The sequence below is a fragment of the Gilliamella sp. wkB308 genome, from assembly GCF_001690185.1.
Lineage (GTDB): Bacteria > Pseudomonadota > Gammaproteobacteria > Enterobacterales > Orbaceae > Gilliamella > Gilliamella apicola_I.
This window is the reverse complement of the sequence record NZ_LZGN01000018.1, coordinates 37,567-53,674: the sequence shown is the minus strand read 5'-3', so window position 1 is coordinate 53,674 and position 16,108 is coordinate 37,567. Positions and strand designations below refer to the sequence as shown.

Below are 16,108 nucleotides of genomic sequence, written 5' to 3'. Positions count from 1 at the left end.
TAGGATTGTAAGGTATTAAATATGAAAAAAATAATTATTGTTGGTGGTGGTGCAGGTGGATTAGAGTTGGCAACTAATCTTGGTGATAAGCTAGGTAAAAATAAACAAGCTGAAATAACGCTGATCGATAAAAATAGTTACCATATTTGGAAACCGCTACTGCATGAAGTTGCAACAGGTGCCATGTATGAACAAGTTGATAACATCTTCTTTTCTGAACAAGCAAAGCAACATCATTTTGAGTTTACTCAAGGTACTTTTACCAATATTGATCGTGAAAATAAGCAAGTTCTGATCAAGGATACAAATGATAATAACATTTACCTATCGTATGATATTTTGGTTATAGCAGTAGGCAGTACTTCAAATGATTTTGGTACGCCTGGTGTTAAAGAACATTGTATATTTTTAGATGACCAAAATGCCGCTATTCGCTTACGTGAAATACTGCTATCAAAATTCACAAATTTCTGTTCAACTCTCGATAAAGACGCTGACACTAAAGATGAAAAACTTCGCATTGCTATTGTTGGTGGTGGCGCAACAGGTGTCGAGTTAGCCTCTGAACTACCTCATATGGTTGAAACCTTTGGCGTATGTCGAAAAAACAAAATGTGTGCTGATTTCTTAGATATATCTGTTATTGAAGCAACCAATCGTATTTTACCGGCGTTACCCGAAAAAACGGCATTAAGTATTACTAAAACCCTTGAAAAACGCGGCATTCATGTTTTAACGAATACCATGATTACTAAGGCCGAAAATGATGGATTCTATCCAAAAGAAGGTGAAACCATTAAAGCCGATATTATGATTTGGACTGCTGGCGTTAAAGCGCCTGATTATTTGAAAGAAATTGCCGGTTTAGAATCAAGTCGTTCAAATCAATTAGTTGTTAAACCGACATTACAAACCACTCGAGACGATAATATTTTTGTTATCGGTGATAGTGCTTATGCAATGCAAGATAGTGGACGAGCCTCTCCACCCACAGCACAAGCAGCTAATCAAATGGCAAAAATTTGCGCTCGAAATATTGTTAGTATGATTAACAATCAAGCGATGAAGTCATTTGTCTATACCGATAAAGGAACCATTATTTCTTTACATGATACCGCCCAAGGCGTGGTTAAGTTGATTGGCAATAAAGAAATGAGTGTGAAAGGTTGGTTTGCCTTAATTATCCATCGATTACTATATCGTATGCATCAAGCTAGTTTATTGGGTATCTTTAAAACCATCCGTTTTGCTCGTGATTGCAAAGCGAAGTATAAAAGTAAATTTACGTCTATTTTTAGTCAGCAAGATTAATTATTAACCGAAGAATAAACAACAGCTACTTGATAATAAATAATCCTCAGTAGCTGTTTTTTTATATAAGATATTTAGACAGTATTTTTCAAGTCAATTTAAAATATAACCATAGGAATAATGGGAAAGTATGCGATTTATTTTAATTTTTATATTGTTATTTTCCTGTTTTATCTGTGAAGCAAATTATCAGCCAAAAGATGGCGATATTATTTTTCAATCGTCTCAATCCAGTCAAAGTAAAGCCGTTGAACAAGCAACAAATTCGCCCTATAGCCATATGGGAATCATTTTTATAAAAAATGGTAAACCTTATGTTTTTGAAGCAGGGAGTAAAGTAGTTTATACACCTTTAACGAGCTTTATTGAAAGAGGAAAAAATGGAGAATATGTAATCAAACGTCTTAAAGATCATAATTTATCTCTTAAGGAAACCAATAAATTAAAGCTAGTTGCAAAAACTTTTGAAAATAAACCTTATGATATCTGGTTTGGTTGGAATGACAATTATATCTATTGTTCTGAATTAGTTTGGAAAATTTATAATAGAGCACTTAAATTAGAAATTGGTCAATTACAGAACATCAAAGATTTCAACCTTTCATCAGCACCAGTAAAGCAAAAATTAAAAGCCCGTTATGGCGATAAAATCCCCTTTCAAGAAACCGTTATTTCGCCTGTTGCTATGTTTAATTCACCGTTATTAATAACAGTAGATCAACATTGGTCGCCTTAGATAAGTAATAACTTTTTAACTGGAGCAAAACTTTTACGATATAGATGATTGATACCGTGCAGCTCAATTGCCATTAAATGATCTTTGGTGGGATATCCTTTATGTTTTGCTAGTCCATATTGGGGATACAATTTGTCTAATTCTATCATTTCACGATCACGCGTTACTTTCGCTAAAATGGACGCAGCACTAATCTCTGCTACCAGTAAATCCCCTTTGACAACAGCTTGTGTTTGAATACCAAATTCTGGACAACGATTACCGTCAACTAAAACAAAATCTGGTTGTATAGCAAGTCCAGTCACCGCTCGTTGCATAGCTAACATGGTAGCATGCAAAATATTTAATCTATCAATTTCCTCAACCGAAGCTCTTGCAATACACCAAGCTAGTGCATTTTCTTTAATAACGTCAAATAATTGATCTCGTTTTTTTTCGGAAAGTTTTTTAGAATCCGTTAATCCTTTGATTGGTTTATTGGGATCTAAAATAACGGCTGCCGTCACAACATCACCACAAAGTGGTCCTCGTCCAACTTCATCAACTCCGGCAATTAAGGTAGCATCGGGATAACTAAATTCTAACAGCAAGGTGAATCCTCTAATACATCAAGTACAGCTTGAGCTGCTTGTTCATCAGCGTGACAACGAATTTGCTGATGTAATGATAAAAATGTTTTTTTAAGTTCACTATTATCCCCTTCTAAAAAAGGAATAATATGATTAGCGATATTTTCAGGGGTACAGTCTTGCTGTAATAACTCAGGTACAATTTCTTTACCGGCTAAAATATTGGGTAATGAAACATAAGGAGTTTTCACTAATTTTTTGGCTAACCAGAAAGTGAATGGCTTCATTTTATAACCCACCACCATTGGACATTTGGCTAGCATACATTCTAGTGCTACTGTTCCGGATGCCAAAATCGCAGCATCACTGGCAATCATGGCTTCACGGGCATGACCGTCTAACAGCTGAACTTTCAGCTCGGGTGCTATTTGCGTTTTAATCTGCTCAAATTCCTGCCGTCTTTTTTCATTGACTAAAGGTATGACTATATGCAAATCGGGGTATCGATCACGTAAAAGCTGAGCTGCTTGTAAAAAAGGGGCAGATAATAAGGTGACTTCCGCATGACGACTACCCGGTAATAATGCTAAACAACGACCATTGAGCGGAATACCTAATTGTTGACGCATTGCGACTTGATCAGGCTCCAATGGCACATCATCTGCCATTTTGTGACCAATAAAACGACAAGGCACATTAAACTTGTCATAAAACGCTTTTTCAAAAGGTAAAAAAGCTAAGATGAGATTGGTATTACGTTTAATCTTGAAAACACGTTTTTGCTTCCAAGCCCATACCGAAGGACTCACATAATGAATTGTTTTAATTCCTGCTCGCTTTAACTTACCTTCTAAGGAAAGATTAAAATCAGGTGCATCAATTCCTATAAAAATGTCGGGTTTTAATTCAATTAAACGCTTAGTAATATCACGACGTATTGCTAAAATACGACGTAATTTTCCCAACACTTCTACAATCCCCATCACAGAAAGCTCATCCATTTCATACCAAGCTTGACACCCTTCAGCTTGCATTAAAGGCCCTGCAATACCAACAAATCGAATATTAGGATGATATTTTTTAAGGGAACGAATCAATCCAGCACCAAGAATGTCACCAGATGTTTCACCGGCGACTAAAGCAATGGTTAATAATTTATTCGTATCTGTTTGGCTTGTGATTGGTTGACTAGTCATTAACGAATGATGCCACGTGTTGAACGTGCAAAAAAATCATTGAATAATTTTACTTCAGGATATTGATTTGCAATAGCGTCAATTTCGGCTTTTGCTTCATCTAATGATAGCCCATTTCGATAAAGAATTTTGTAACTATTACGGATAGCTTGTAAAGCTTCTTTACTAAATCCACGACGTTTTAAACCTTCGTAATTCACGCCATGTGGTGTGGCATGATTGCCTTGTGCTATCACATAAGGAGGAACATCTTGCGCAACGCCTGAACAACCACCAACCATCACATGTGATCCAATGACACAAAATTGATGTACTGCAGTCATACCACCAATGATGACATGATCATCTAACTGAACATGTCCGCCAAGTGTTGCATTATTTGCCAAAATACAATGATTCCCAATTCGACAATCATGCGCAACGTGCGCATTAATCATAAATAGATTATCACTGCCAATTTTGGTAATTTCGCCACCTTGTACAGTACCACGATGAATAGTCGCACTTTCGCGAATCATATTGCGATCACCAATTTCAGTGCGCGTTGGTTCGCCTCGATATTTTAAATCTTGGTTAACTTCACCAATCGATACAAATTGAAATATCTGGTTATCTTTACCAATTTTAGTGTGACCATTGATGACTACATGTGATTTTAAAAAAGTCCCTTCACCAATTTCAACATTTTCACCAATAAAGCAAAAAGGACCAATTTTAACATTGTCACCAATTTTGGCGCCTTTTTCTATCACTGAACTTGGATGTATTTCCGTTGCCATAGCATTTCCTTCATACTGTTTTTGGGATATTTAGACAAATCAATACTATTTACGAGCACACATCATCTCGGCTTCGCAAACTAACTTTCCATCAACAGTTGCTACACCATGGAATAATGCAATTCCACGACGCTCTTTGATATATTCCACATCCAGTACAATCTGATCACCAGGCACAACAGGTCGTTTAAAACGAGCTTTATCAATAGATGCAAAATAATACAATTGCCCGGGTGATAATTCTTCAATACTTTTAAAAGCTAAAATACCCGTTGCTTGGGCCATCGCTTCTAAAATTAATACACCGGGAAAAATCGGTTTATTAGGAAAATGTCCCTGAAAAAAAGGTTCATTAACCGTCACATTTTTGATTGCTTTTAGTGTTTTCCCTTTTTCATAACTAATCACACGGTCAACCATTAAAAAAGGATATCGATGTGGTAATAAACTAATAATTTCTTCGATATCAAGGGTATTAAGTTCGGTAGTCAAAATAGCTATCCTTATATATTAATATAAACTTTTTACATTATAACTGAGGATGCCACTTGCACTCAAGAATGATTTAATCATCAAGAAAGGATTAATGACAATGTTAATGATTTGTTAAGGCTAATTTTTTACTAATAATGGTTTGTAAATACTGTATTATCTAATATCAAATAAGTTATAATATTAATAATAATAAAAAAATTCAATATGGAGAATTAAAATGAAGTTATTTTTAAGAATGACGCTAATCAGTAGCGCAATTGTGTTAGCTTTAACCGGATGTGATACCAAAAGTGATCCAACAGATAAGCAAACAACTACCCATGCAGAACAAGCAATCACGTCGGCAGAACAATCAGCCAATCCGAATAAAGTGACATCAATGACTCAAACACAAAAAGATTCTTATGCATTAGGTTCTTCATTTGCGTCTTCTCTAAAAGAAAGCGAAATTGATATCGATCCAGATTATATCATCAGCGGACTTACTGAAACATTTAATAGTAAATCACAATTATCAAATGATGAAACTGACGCTATTTTAAGTGCTATTCGTCAACGTGTGATGGAAAAAGCCAAAGCGCGTTTTGAAAAAGAAAAAGCAGAAAATATTGAAGCAGGTTCAAAATTCCGTTCAGAATTTGCTAAACAAAGTGGTGTAAAACAGACTAAGTCGGGTTTACTTTATCAAATCATTAATCAAGGTTCTTCTCATCATCCAACAAAAGATAGTACCGTTATTGTTCACTATGAAGGTAAACTCGTTGACGGACGTAAATTTGATAGTTCATATGATCGTGGTGAAACCGTTAGCTTTAAACTTGACGAAGTAATTAAAGGTTGGGCTGAGGGAATCCAATTAATTGGAGTAGGTGGTAAAATCAAATTAGTCATTCCACCAGAATTAGCTTATGGTAGTCAATATTATCCAGCTCAAGGAGACAAAGCAGCGATTTTACCAGAATCAACTTTAGTTTTTGAAATTTCGCTATTAGGCATTGATGGAGATAACAATGGGAACAATCAACAATCTTCAAGCAAATAAGATAAATAAGTTGATTACTTCATTGAATTATACACTCGTTGTTTTGGGTCCTGCTTATGGGACCCAATCAGCTTATTGTGCGTATCAATTTGCACAAGCCTTATTGTTAACTACACCGCACACCATAAAAAATATCTTTTTTTACGCTGATGGTGTTTATAATGGTAATCGATATACCGATCCTGCCAATGATGAATTTGATTTAATTAGCGCTTGGCAAGAATTAGCAAAAAAATATGATCTACCCTTAACAATTTGTGTTGCAGCTTCGCTAAGACGTGGGATAACCGAAGAGAATATTGCGGATTATTTTCAATTAACCGGTTTAGGCGAGCTAACTGAATCAATCACTTTATCAGATCGTGTCATTCAATTTTAAACATGGCGGTTAATGATATGAAAAACATTGCCATTATTATTCATTCTTCCCCTCATGGTAGTGCCAAAGGTCGAGAAGCACTTGATTTGGCTTTAGCATTGTCTGCTTTAAATCATATTACGGTCATCTTTACCGATAAAGGCATTTTTCATCTATTACCTGATCAGCAACCTGATCTCATTTTGATGCGCGACTATATCGCCACATTCAATATGCTTGAACTTTATGATATTGAAGATGTTTACGTGAGTGAGTCAGCATTAAAATCGCATAATCTTTCTGATTCCACCTTTAATATTACCACTAAAGTGATTAACCATTACGATTTAAATCAATTGCTTGATGAGCAAGATGTCATTTTAACATTCTAATTTAATACTAAATGTTTAATCTGCTTCATTATTAAAAAATTGTTTCACTCGCAACATCCTTTCAATTAAGACTAATCTAGTTTGATTAACATCAGACTAAGCCATATTTAGAAATGCAATAACTAGTTATCAAATCAAATGCAACGGACACAAATAGGAATATCGAAGGGTAGAACTAAATAAAGAAAATTAAAAAACCGCCTTATTTTGTCGTTAAGCATGACGAATAAGGCGGATTAATTAATGGTGATAGTTTAAGTAGTTATCGTTTAAACTAATTTTTTCATTTGATCTGCAATCTTTTCAGCTTGTTGACCTACAACAATTTGCACACCTGTTTTACCTAATTTAATCACAGCCATTGCACCTAAAGCTTTAGCCGCTGCTTCATCAACTAAATCAGAATCTTTTACACTCAAACGCAACCGAGTGATACAAGAATCAATATTAGTTAAGTTTTCTTTACCACCAACAATAGCTAAATATTGTTCAGCAAGCTCTGTGGTATCCACTGCCGTTTGCGCTGGTTTATCCGTTTCGTTTGTTGATGATTGTGCCGTACTGTCTTCATCTTCACGACCTGGGGTTTTAAGGTTAAATTTAACAATGATAAAGCGGAACGCAACATAGTAAACCACAAAGAACACTAAACCTTGAAGAATGAGCATATACCAATGCACTGCCAAAGGATTTCCAGATTGCAGTAACATATCGATTAAACCGGCACTGAAACCAAATCCACATATCCATTGCATTGTTGCAGCAATAAAGAGTGAAATACCCGTTAAAATTGCATGAATAACATAAAGTACAGGTGCAACAAACATGAACGCAAATTCAAGCGGTTCTGTAATCCCGGTAAAGAATGCTGCAAAAGAAGCCGCTAACATAATTGATGCGGTTTTGTCTTTATTGCCTTTTTTAGCTGTGTGATACATGGCTAAAGCAGCACCCGGTAAACCAAACATCATAATTGGGAAGAATCCTGCTTGATAACGTCCGGTAATACCTACAACAGCTTTACCAGAATCTATCGCACTTTGACCAGCCAAGAAATTTGGAATATCGTTAATATTAGCAACATCAAACCAAAATACTGAGTTAAGGGCATGATGTAAACCAACTGGAATTAATATACGGTTAAAGAAGCCATATACCCCTGCACCTGCCGCACCTAAATTCTTAATCGATTCACCAAATTTTACTAATGCTTCAAAAATAATTGGCCAGATAAAATAAAATATGACAGAAATAAGTAGCATTACGATAGAAACAATAATCGGAACAAGTCGTTTGCCACTAAAAAAAGCTAACGCTTTATGTAACTCAACCGTACTAAATTTGTTATAGAGTTCAGCTGAGATAATACCCACTAAAATACCAATAAATTGGTTATTGATTTTCGCAAATGCAGGAGATATTTGCGTTTGCCAACCATCAACACTAGTATCGACACCTTCAAAAAGTGCAATTGAATTTGGCGATAATAATGTTGTAATAATCAAAAATCCGACTAATCCAGAAAGTGCAGCTGCACCGTCTTTGTCTTTAGACATACCATATGCAACACCAATAGCAAATAAAATTGGCATGTTATCAATGATAGCGCCACCAGATTTTATTAAAAATGTCGCCGCAATACTATTTGCGCCCCATTCAACGCTATTGATCCAATATCCAATCCCTAGAAGTATTGCTGCAGCAGGTAGAACTGCAACTGGCACCATTAATGAGCGCCCAATACGTTGCATATAAGCTAAAATTCCCATAAGTTTAACCTCTTATATTTATTTAAACTATATCTAAACATGATGATTTGTTATGCATCTTCAGATATCAGTAAACGATCCATTCTATTTCATATTATATTATTTTACTTCGCAAATTAATTATTCAATATATGTGATTTTTATCACGCTTTTTTTTGATTAATTGCTCTAATATAGTAAAATACAGTCAACATATTTTACTTCAAAAAAAAAGAAGTGGTTCTAATTATATCAGAAAAGGTGGTATCTAATGAGGCTTATTCCTTTAGAAAATGCTCAAGAAGTGGGCGCTTGGGTTGCTCAACGTATTGTGAATAAAATTAACCAATTTAAACCGACAGCGGATCGTCCGTTTTTGTTAGGCTTACCAACCGGTAGCTCGCCATTAGTGATGTATCAACAACTGATCAAACACTACCAAGCAGGTGATGTTAGCTTTAAACATGTGGTGACGTTTAATATGGATGAATATGTTGGTATTCCTGAAGATCATCCACAAAGTTATCATACTTTTATGCATGAAAACTTTTTTAACCATATTGATATCGAGAAAAACAATATCCATATATTAAATGGTAATGCAACCGATATTGCTCAAGAGTGTCGTCAATATGAAGAAAAAATCAAATCTTATGGCAAAATTAATATTTTTGTCGGCGGTGTTGGTCAAGATGGACATATTGCTTTTAATGAACCAGGCTCGTCGCTTTGCTCACGCACGCGTATTAAAACGCTAACTGAAGATACTCGCATTGCCAATTCACGTTTCTTTGATAATGATGTGAATCAAGTTCCAAAGCATGCATTAACTATTGGTGTCGCCACTTTAATGGATGCGCAAGAAGTGATTTTATTAGTCTGTGGTCATAACAAAAGTTTAGCATTACAAGCCGGCGTTGAAGGTTCAATTAATCATTTATGGACAGTATCAGCATTACAAATGCACCCAGCATCTATTATTGTTTGTGATGAACCAAGCACTGATGACCTTAAAGTAAAAACATTAAAATATTTCAAACAAATGGAAGCAGACAATCTTAAAGTGACCATTTTATAAAGGATAACTCAATGTATGCATTAACAAATTGTCGTATTTATACCGGTTATGAGATTCTTGAAAATCATGCTGTTATTATCGACGGTGATAAAATTGACAAAATTTGTAAACAAGATAATTTACCCGACAATATCAAAATTGAAGATCTACAAGGAGCGATAGTTGCGCCTGGATTTATTGATATTCAAGTCAATGGATGTGGCGGTGTGCAATTTAATGAGACACTCGACGCATTAAGTGTTGAAACATTAGAAGCGATGCAAGCGACCAACCTTATTTATGGTTGTACTAGCTATTTACCGACTTTAATCACATCAACAGATGAATTTATGATAAAAGCGGTTGAGGTCATGCGTGAATACTTAGCTCGGCATCCTAATCAAGCATTAGGTTTACATCTTGAAGGTCCTTATATTAGTCCTGAAAAGAAAGGAATTCATGACGAAAACATTATTCGTTTACCTTCACAAAAAATGATTGATTTCCTATGTGAAAACGCTGATGTGATTAAAATCATTACTCTTGCGCCAGAAAGAGTTGAAAGCCATTTTATTAAACAATTAGTTAATGCAGGAATTCATGTTTCTGTCGGTCACTCCAATGGTCATTACGATGACTGTCGTCGTGGCTTTAATGATGGAATTCGATTAGGCACTCACCTATTTAATGCGATGCCTTATATTTCAGGACGTGAACCTGGGGTCGTTGGTGCAATCTATGATGAACCAGAAGTATATGTTGGTATTATTGCCGATGGACATCATGTAAGTTGGGCAAACATTCGCAATAGCCATAAAATTAAGAAAGATCACTTAATTTTAATTACAGATGCAATGTTGTTAGCTGGTTCTAATTTGTCTTCTGCTGTTTTTGCAGGTAAAACCATTTATTATAAAGATGGGCTATGCGTTGACGATAAAGGCACGCTTGGCGGCTCTGCATTAACCATGATTGATGCAGTTAAAAATGCTGTTGAATATGTGGGTATTGCATTAGATGAAGCATTAAGAATGGCAACACTTTACCCAGCTAAAGCAATTGGTGTAGATAAACAACTTGGTAGTATTAGTGAAGGTAAAATTGCCAACTTAGTTGTTTTTAATCGAGACTTTACGATAACTAAAACGGTTGTTAATGGAGAAATCACCCGTTAGAATATCAGATAATTAATGATAGTATTGAGAAAAAATATGACATTTAATTATCTGAATTTAGTTGGAAATGCTGAACTAATTAAACAATTAAATTATGCTATGATTTATCGTTTAATTGTTCAGCAAGCTCCCATTTCTCGTATCCAGTTAGCCGAAATCAGTCATTTAGCCCCAGCCAGCATTACCAAAATTACCCGACAGCTACTTAAGAATAAACTAATAAAAGAAGTTGATGCCCAGCAATCAACTGGCGGAAGACCTGCTGTTTCCATTCAAGCCAAGTTTGATTATTATCAAGCCATTGCTATTCAATTAAGTCGTTCGCATGTCACCATTGAACTCTATGATCTTGGAGCAAATAGTTTAGTTTTTGAAGTGTATCCTCTTACCGTTTTTTCACAGCAACAAACACAAGAATATTTAATTACATTAATTGAACAATTTATTCAAAAAAATAGTAAAAAGATTAAGCATCTTATTGCTATATCAGTGGTTCTACCTGGATTGATTGATTCTGTAAGAGGAATTGTTCGATATACACCTCATATTCAAGTTAAAGCATGGCCTTTAGCCGATATATTGCAGAAACAATTCAATGTTTCTATTTTTTTAGGCAATGATATCCAAAGTCTAGCATTAGCCGAAAATTATTTTGGTTCTACGCAAGATGTCGATGATTCAATTTTAATTCGTGTTCATCGTGGTGTCGGATCAGGTGTTATTGTCAATCAACAATTACTGACTAACCATAATCAAAGTGCTTGCGAGGTGGGACATATTCAAGTCGATGCGTTAGGTGAACGCTGTCATTGTGGTAATTTTGGTTGTTTGGAAAACCGAGTTGTTAATGATGCCATCGAACGACGAGCAAAACAGATGATTGATCAAGGTTATACGACTAAATTAACAAAAGATTGTTGTGATATCGTCAACATTTGCCAATTAGCCAATCAAGGGGATGAGCTTGCCACTAAGTTAGTTAAAGATGCAGGCGAAAATTTAGGTCGAGCAGTCGCTATTATGGTCAATATTTTTAACCCACAACGAATTGTATTAGCAGGTGAACTAACCAAAGCGACAGAAATACTTTTAGATACAGTAAATAGCGCTTTAAACTCACTGAGTTTAGAAGATTTAAGAAAGAATCTTTCAATTAACTGCTCTTCACTCAATGACCGCTCGGCAATTGGTGCATTTGCATTAGTGCAACAAGCGTTATTTAATGGATCACTTTTGATGATTTTGCTCGAACATGATGTAGCATAAATAACTTTTTAAGTTCAAAAACAGCCCGAGAAGATCGAGCTGTTTTAACATGCTATCAGCTAACCATTAAGCTAAGATGCGTAACATCCTTCGTAACGGTTCTGCAGCCCCCCACAATAACTGATCCCCAACGGTAAATGCTGATAAATAGTCTTTACCCATATTCAGTTTACGCAAACGACCAACAGGAGTGGTTAATGTACCGGTAACGGCTGCTGGCGTTAACTCTTTCATTGATAATTCTCGATCATTAGGTATCACTTTTACCCAATCATTATGTGCAGCAAGTATTTTTTCAATTTCCGGCACGCTAATGTCTTTTTTCAGCTTGATGGTAAATGCCTGACTATGACAGCGCAAAGCACCAATACGAATACATAGTCCATCTACAGGAATAATTTGATTAGTACCTAAAATTTTGTTGGTTTCAGATTGACCTTTCCACTCTTCTTTACTTTGTCCATTATCCAATGCTTTATCGATCCAAGGAATTAAACTTCCAGCAAGTGGTACACCAAAATTATCGGTTGGCAAACTTCCATCACGCATTTTTTGGGTTACTTTTCGTTCAATATCTAAAATAGAAGAATGTGGATCTTGTAGTTCTTTGGCAACTTCAGCATTTAACATCCCCATTTGCGTTAAAAGTTCACGCATATGGCGAGCACCACCACCAGAAGCCGCTTGATAAGTTGATACCGATACCCAATCAATCAAATTTTCAGCAAATAAACCACCCAGTGACATTAACATTAAACTGACTGTACAATTCCCGCCGACAAAGGTTTTAATACCTTTGTCCAATGCAGTTTGAATATTCGCTTTATTGACAGGATCTAATACGATAATGGCATCATCTTCCATACGCAATGTAGATGCTGCATCAATCCAATATCCTTGCCACCCCGAAGCACGTAGTTTCGGATAAATTTCAGAAGTATAATCTCCACCTTGGCAAGTCACGATAATATCTAACGCTTTTAATGCTTCAATATTATCGGCACTTTGCAATGTTCCTGTTTTACCGCCAAAACTAGGTGCAGCTTGCCCTGCTTGTGAAGTCGAAAAGAAAATAGGATTAATATAATCAAAATCGTGTTCTTCAACCATACGTTGCATCAGAACCGACCCCACCATTCCACGCCATCCAACAAAACCAACATTTTTCATATTTTATTTCCAAAAGTAGATGTTATACCAAGAGACTTTTTACTATTAAAGCAAAATATCATCATAAAACAAGCAAGATAAGAATTATTTTTGTAGGTTATAAAATAATAACATGGCGTTATATTTAACTCGTTTTGAGATGAATACATTTATATGAATAATAAAGATATTTTATATTATAACCAACTTGAAAAGGTAGCATTGAGTTAAGGCAAATTTTATTTTTAGCATACTAAAATAGATTTGCCTCAATTATTATTCATTAATCGTATAATTAAAATTCCTCATCTTGACCGTTATTGTTACTAATTGAATTTAAATTATATCGCTCAATACTTTGTACTGATGAATCGATGACTTCTGTCAATAAATCAATTAGATCATTTTTATCCGCTCTAAGCATAAAGGTGGACAATAGCATTGGAATATTAACGCCAGTGATAATTTCCATCATCGGGTAATTTGGGATCAGTTTAACAAGAGTATTAAAAGGCGTACCGCCTTTTAAATCAACTAAGCATAAAATGGCTGATCCCGATTTAGTTAACGTTGCTAACTTTTGTTCAATTTGCTGTTGAAAATCATCTAGCGATTGTCCCATTAAAAAGGGAACAGCTTCACATTGAGTTTGCTTACCGCATATCATTTCAGCCGTTTCAATTAAACTGTTAGCCATTGTGCCGTGAGTACTTACTAATACTGCAATCATGCACGACTCCTTTTAGTAATCTAAGCAACGATAATAACGACGGATTGACATTGGATGACGATTGAGGTGTTCGACATAAGCATCAATTCGGTTATTAATAGCACGAAAAACAAATGGAGATAAGTGCCCCCGATATTTTTCAGAAATACCCGGCAATTCATAATCTTTAGTATCGATTATGGTGTAATTGGCGCAGATTTGTGGTAAAAATTTAGCTACTCTTTCACTAAGTGAGCGCTGACTATCTTCACCAACGTAGACAGTAACAGCCGTATCCCTATCTATAATTTCTAATGTTCCATGAAAAAATTCAGCAGATTCGATTGATTTTGAACGTAACCAATGCTGTTCTTCCCAGTAACACATAGCATGTGAATAGGTTGCTCCCCATTGATTACCAGCTCCAACAAAGTAATGCATGGTATCATCGTGATGTTTTTGCGCAACTTCTTGTCCAAAGGCATCGGCTTTTTTGGCAACAGCAACAATATTTTTGGCAAAATGTTGATCCATTTGTTGATAAAATTCATCATAGTCTGGAAATTCACCGGCTAAATACATCAGTCGGTCAGCGGTCATAAAGAATTTTAACTGTTCATTCATCGGATAAGAAATAACGTGATCTACCATTTTGCCTAATGGTGAATCAGCATTATCTAAAAAGGCTAATACTGTTGAGCCGACTTCTTTTTGAATTTTATCGATAGCCTCAACGACTTCTTGTGTTGAGCCAGTCACAGAGGAGATGATTATTAATGTATCTTTGGTTATTCGCTTATTGCCGGTTACCAAATATTCCGCAGCATGTTGCACAAAAGTTTCTAGTGCAGATTTTTCTTTCATATGAACGACGGCTTGCATTGATGAAGCATAAGTGCCACCAATGCCTAACCAACAGATATTACGATAACCTCGTTCATGAATCTGATCAATAAACTGATTAATAAACGGACGTAATTTTAATGCGCCATTCATACTGTTAAGCTCTTTTTGTTCGTCAAATTTTCTCATACGGTGACCCTCTTAATTTTGGATTTAGTGATTTCATCAAATTCTGGATAAGTTGATTTTTCTAGATTATGACCCTTTAACTGGGATAGTTGGTAACTGAGTAGATGAATAGGAATAGTCATAAATAATGATGTTAATAATTCATCACAATGGATATCAAAGTTTAGATCGTGCTCAGTAATAGAATTCGAGTGCTGTGCATATAGGGTTATTACCTGTTTTACATAGCGATTCAAAAAGGTTTTTAATGCTACGGCTCTTTCTTCTAATAATCCTTTTGGTTCAATAAATATGATGTAATCATCAGGATGTAAGCCAAGATAAGGGCCATGCATATACTCTTCCAATTCTTTTCCGAACGCCGTGTTACGAACCGTTTCGGTGAATTTAGTTTCTCCTTCACGGGCGACACCATAAGTTGCACCATAGCCAATAAAAATCACTCGTTTAGCGTGATTAAATTGTCTGAGATGATGATTTACCCATGATTGTGATTGTAGGATAACTTGTGGCAATGATGTCGTAATATCCTGTATTTGTTTAAGATAACTTTCAAATTGTTGCTTATCCAAACATCCTGTTTTTTGACCAATAATTAACGCAATCAACATTAAATCAAGAATAATGACACTATAGCCAGCACTGACATAGGGCATTTCTTCAACTGGCATCCCCATTGATAAAACATGATTGCTGATGTTATATATCGGACTGTTAGAATTGCTAGTGAGGGTATAAATAGTTCGATTTTTTTTAATAAATTGTTCAACCAAATGAATGGTGGAATAGCTTTCCCCACCTTGTGATATGGCAAAATAGAGTGTATTAGCGTCATTATAGTGTAAGTAGTTTGCTGCCATTGAAGGATCTTCAATATAAACAGGGATTTTTAATATTTTACTCATCAATGGTCTGGCGCCATAAGCGGCATTGGCACTTGACCCTGTGGCAAAAATGACAATCGATTGAAGTGACTTTTCAATATTTAAATCAATCTGATCAGCAAATAACGATTGATAATGATCTAATATGCTTTGATAAAATTCTGGCTCTAAGGCGACATAGTCTGCGATACTTTTCATTTTTATTTCCTA

17 protein-coding genes are annotated in these 16,108 nt (G+C 35.4%); 8 read left to right on the top strand and 9 right to left on the bottom strand.

What is annotated here, in order from left to right; all coding sequences use genetic code 11:
• Window positions 1-21: 21 nt before the first annotated feature.
• Entirely contained in the window at window positions 22-1,311 is a 1,290-nt protein-coding gene (locus A9G10_RS02480) for an NAD(P)/FAD-dependent oxidoreductase (protein WP_218837316.1), read from the top strand.
• A gap of 130 nt (window positions 1,312-1,441) precedes the next feature.
• On the top strand, window positions 1,442-2,047 hold the full coding sequence (locus A9G10_RS02475) for a YiiX family permuted papain-like enzyme (RefSeq protein ID WP_065558100.1): 606 nt from the start codon (window positions 1,442-1,444) through the stop codon (window positions 2,045-2,047).
• Here the strand turns inward: A9G10_RS02475 and rnhB are convergent.
• From rnhB to fabZ, 4 genes are read right to left on the bottom strand one after another with little or no spacing between them, the layout of a single operon-like run.
• Window positions 2,044-2,634 (bottom strand): ribonuclease HII, encoded by a 591-nt coding sequence (rnhB, locus tag A9G10_RS02470; protein ID WP_065558134.1) that lies wholly within the window; start codon window positions 2,632-2,634, stop codon window positions 2,044-2,046. The two genes, A9G10_RS02475 and rnhB, sit on opposite strands and share 4 nt — an antisense overlap.
• Window positions 2,628-3,812 (bottom strand): lipid-A-disaccharide synthase, encoded by a 1,185-nt coding sequence (gene lpxB / locus A9G10_RS02465; protein ID WP_065558099.1) that lies wholly within the window; start codon window positions 3,810-3,812, stop codon window positions 2,628-2,630. The genes rnhB and lpxB overlap by 7 nt, the downstream gene beginning before the upstream one ends.
• Complete coding sequence (lpxA, locus tag A9G10_RS02460) at window positions 3,812-4,591, bottom strand: acyl-ACP--UDP-N-acetylglucosamine O-acyltransferase (protein ID WP_065558098.1); 780 nt, start codon at window positions 4,589-4,591, stop codon at window positions 3,812-3,814. The genes lpxB and lpxA overlap by 1 nt, the downstream gene beginning before the upstream one ends.
• A gap of 45 nt (window positions 4,592-4,636) precedes the next feature.
• Window positions 4,637-5,083: a 3-hydroxyacyl-ACP dehydratase FabZ gene (gene fabZ / locus A9G10_RS02455; protein ID WP_065558097.1), complete on the bottom strand. Its 447-nt coding sequence runs from the start codon at window positions 5,081-5,083 to the stop codon at window positions 4,637-4,639.
• Window positions 5,084-5,303: 220 nt separating this feature from the next.
• On the opposite strand from fabZ, the gene fkpA reads away from it, so the two are divergent.
• The 3 genes from fkpA to tusC are packed head-to-tail and all read left to right on the top strand — an operon-like array spanning window position 5,304 to window position 6,878.
• A complete protein-coding gene (gene fkpA, locus A9G10_RS02450; RefSeq protein WP_065558096.1) occupies window positions 5,304-6,128 on the top strand; it encodes an FKBP-type peptidyl-prolyl cis-trans isomerase in 825 nt (274 codons plus the stop codon).
• On the top strand, window positions 6,097-6,507 hold the full coding sequence (tusD, locus tag A9G10_RS02445; RefSeq protein WP_179855799.1) for a sulfurtransferase complex subunit TusD: 411 nt from the start codon (window positions 6,097-6,099) through the stop codon (window positions 6,505-6,507). The genes fkpA and tusD overlap by 32 nt, the downstream gene beginning before the upstream one ends.
• Before the next feature lie 17 nt (window positions 6,508-6,524).
• Window positions 6,525-6,878 carry a sulfurtransferase complex subunit TusC gene (gene tusC, locus A9G10_RS02440; protein WP_065558132.1) on the top strand — a complete coding sequence of 118 codons (354 nt, stop codon included), beginning with the start codon at window positions 6,525-6,527 and terminating at the stop codon, window positions 6,876-6,878.
• Between the two features lie 269 nt (window positions 6,879-7,147).
• Here tusC and nagE read toward each other — a convergent pair whose 3' ends face one another.
• Window positions 7,148-8,647, bottom strand: a complete 1,500-nt coding sequence (gene nagE, locus A9G10_RS02435) for an N-acetylglucosamine-specific PTS transporter subunit IIBC (protein WP_065558095.1) — start codon at window positions 8,645-8,647, stop codon at window positions 7,148-7,150.
• Between the two features lie 250 nt (window positions 8,648-8,897).
• Here nagE and nagB point away from each other — a divergent pair, with 250 nt between their 5' ends.
• From nagB to A9G10_RS02420, 3 genes are read left to right on the top strand one after another with little or no spacing between them, the layout of a single operon-like run.
• A complete protein-coding gene (gene nagB / locus A9G10_RS02430; protein WP_065558094.1) occupies window positions 8,898-9,704 on the top strand; it encodes a glucosamine-6-phosphate deaminase in 807 nt (268 codons plus the stop codon).
• Window positions 9,705-9,715: 11 nt separating this feature from the next.
• Complete coding sequence (nagA, locus tag A9G10_RS02425; protein WP_065558093.1) at window positions 9,716-10,858, top strand: N-acetylglucosamine-6-phosphate deacetylase; 1,143 nt, start codon at window positions 9,716-9,718, stop codon at window positions 10,856-10,858.
• A gap of 36 nt (window positions 10,859-10,894) precedes the next feature.
• Window positions 10,895-12,124, top strand: coding sequence for an ROK family protein (locus A9G10_RS02420; RefSeq protein ID WP_065558092.1), 1,230 nt, complete (start codon window positions 10,895-10,897; stop codon window positions 12,122-12,124).
• A gap of 66 nt (window positions 12,125-12,190) precedes the next feature.
• Here the strand turns inward: A9G10_RS02420 and asd are convergent, their stop codons facing one another.
• From asd to A9G10_RS02400, 4 genes are all read right to left on the bottom strand, one after another.
• Entirely contained in the window at window positions 12,191-13,294 is a 1,104-nt protein-coding gene (gene asd, locus A9G10_RS02415; protein ID WP_065558091.1) for an aspartate-semialdehyde dehydrogenase, read from the bottom strand.
• 274 nt (window positions 13,295-13,568) lie between these two features.
• On the bottom strand, window positions 13,569-14,003 hold the full coding sequence (locus A9G10_RS02410) for a PTS sugar transporter subunit IIA (RefSeq protein ID WP_065558090.1): 435 nt from the start codon (window positions 14,001-14,003) through the stop codon (window positions 13,569-13,571).
• Window positions 14,004-14,015: 12 nt separating this feature from the next.
• The gene (locus A9G10_RS02405) at window positions 14,016-15,014 is read right to left on the bottom strand and encodes an SIS domain-containing protein (RefSeq protein WP_065558089.1); all 999 of its coding nucleotides are present in this window, start codon (window positions 15,012-15,014) and stop codon (window positions 14,016-14,018) included.
• Window positions 15,011-16,096, bottom strand: a complete 1,086-nt coding sequence (locus A9G10_RS02400; protein WP_065558088.1) for an SIS domain-containing protein — start codon at window positions 16,094-16,096, stop codon at window positions 15,011-15,013. The genes A9G10_RS02405 and A9G10_RS02400 overlap by 4 nt, the downstream gene beginning before the upstream one ends.
• Window positions 16,097-16,108 lie beyond the last annotated feature (12 nt).

Excerpts from the sequence above, each read along its gene's own strand:
- A9G10_RS02480 (WP_218837316.1), top strand. The coding sequence starts at position 22 with ATGAAAAAAATAATTATTGTTGGTGGTGGTGCAGGTGGATTAGAGTTG.
- A9G10_RS02475 (WP_065558100.1), top strand. The coding sequence starts at position 1,442 with ATGCGATTTATTTTAATTTTTATATTGTTATTTTCCTGTTTTATCTGT.
- lpxB (WP_065558099.1), bottom strand. The coding sequence starts at position 3,812 with ATGACTAGTCAACCAATCACAAGCCAAACAGATACGAATAAATTATTA.
- lpxA (WP_065558098.1), bottom strand. The coding sequence starts at position 4,591 with ATGGCAACGGAAATACATCCAAGTTCAGTGATAGAAAAAGGCGCCAAA.
- fkpA (WP_065558096.1), top strand. The coding sequence starts at position 5,304 with ATGAAGTTATTTTTAAGAATGACGCTAATCAGTAGCGCAATTGTGTTA.
- tusD (WP_179855799.1), top strand. The coding sequence starts at position 6,097 with ATGGGAACAATCAACAATCTTCAAGCAAATAAGATAAATAAGTTGATT.
- tusC (WP_065558132.1), top strand. The coding sequence starts at position 6,525 with ATGAAAAACATTGCCATTATTATTCATTCTTCCCCTCATGGTAGTGCC.
- nagE (WP_065558095.1), bottom strand. The coding sequence starts at position 8,647 with ATGGGAATTTTAGCTTATATGCAACGTATTGGGCGCTCATTAATGGTG.
- nagB (WP_065558094.1), top strand. The coding sequence starts at position 8,898 with ATGAGGCTTATTCCTTTAGAAAATGCTCAAGAAGTGGGCGCTTGGGTT.
- nagA (WP_065558093.1), top strand. The coding sequence starts at position 9,716 with ATGTATGCATTAACAAATTGTCGTATTTATACCGGTTATGAGATTCTT.
- A9G10_RS02420 (WP_065558092.1), top strand. The coding sequence starts at position 10,895 with ATGACATTTAATTATCTGAATTTAGTTGGAAATGCTGAACTAATTAAA.
- asd (WP_065558091.1), bottom strand. The coding sequence starts at position 13,294 with ATGAAAAATGTTGGTTTTGTTGGATGGCGTGGAATGGTGGGGTCGGTT.
- A9G10_RS02410 (WP_065558090.1), bottom strand. The coding sequence starts at position 14,003 with ATGATTGCAGTATTAGTAAGTACTCACGGCACAATGGCTAACAGTTTA.
- A9G10_RS02405 (WP_065558089.1), bottom strand. The coding sequence starts at position 15,014 with ATGAGAAAATTTGACGAACAAAAAGAGCTTAACAGTATGAATGGCGCA.
- A9G10_RS02400 (WP_065558088.1), bottom strand. The coding sequence starts at position 16,096 with ATGAAAAGTATCGCAGACTATGTCGCCTTAGAGCCAGAATTTTATCAA.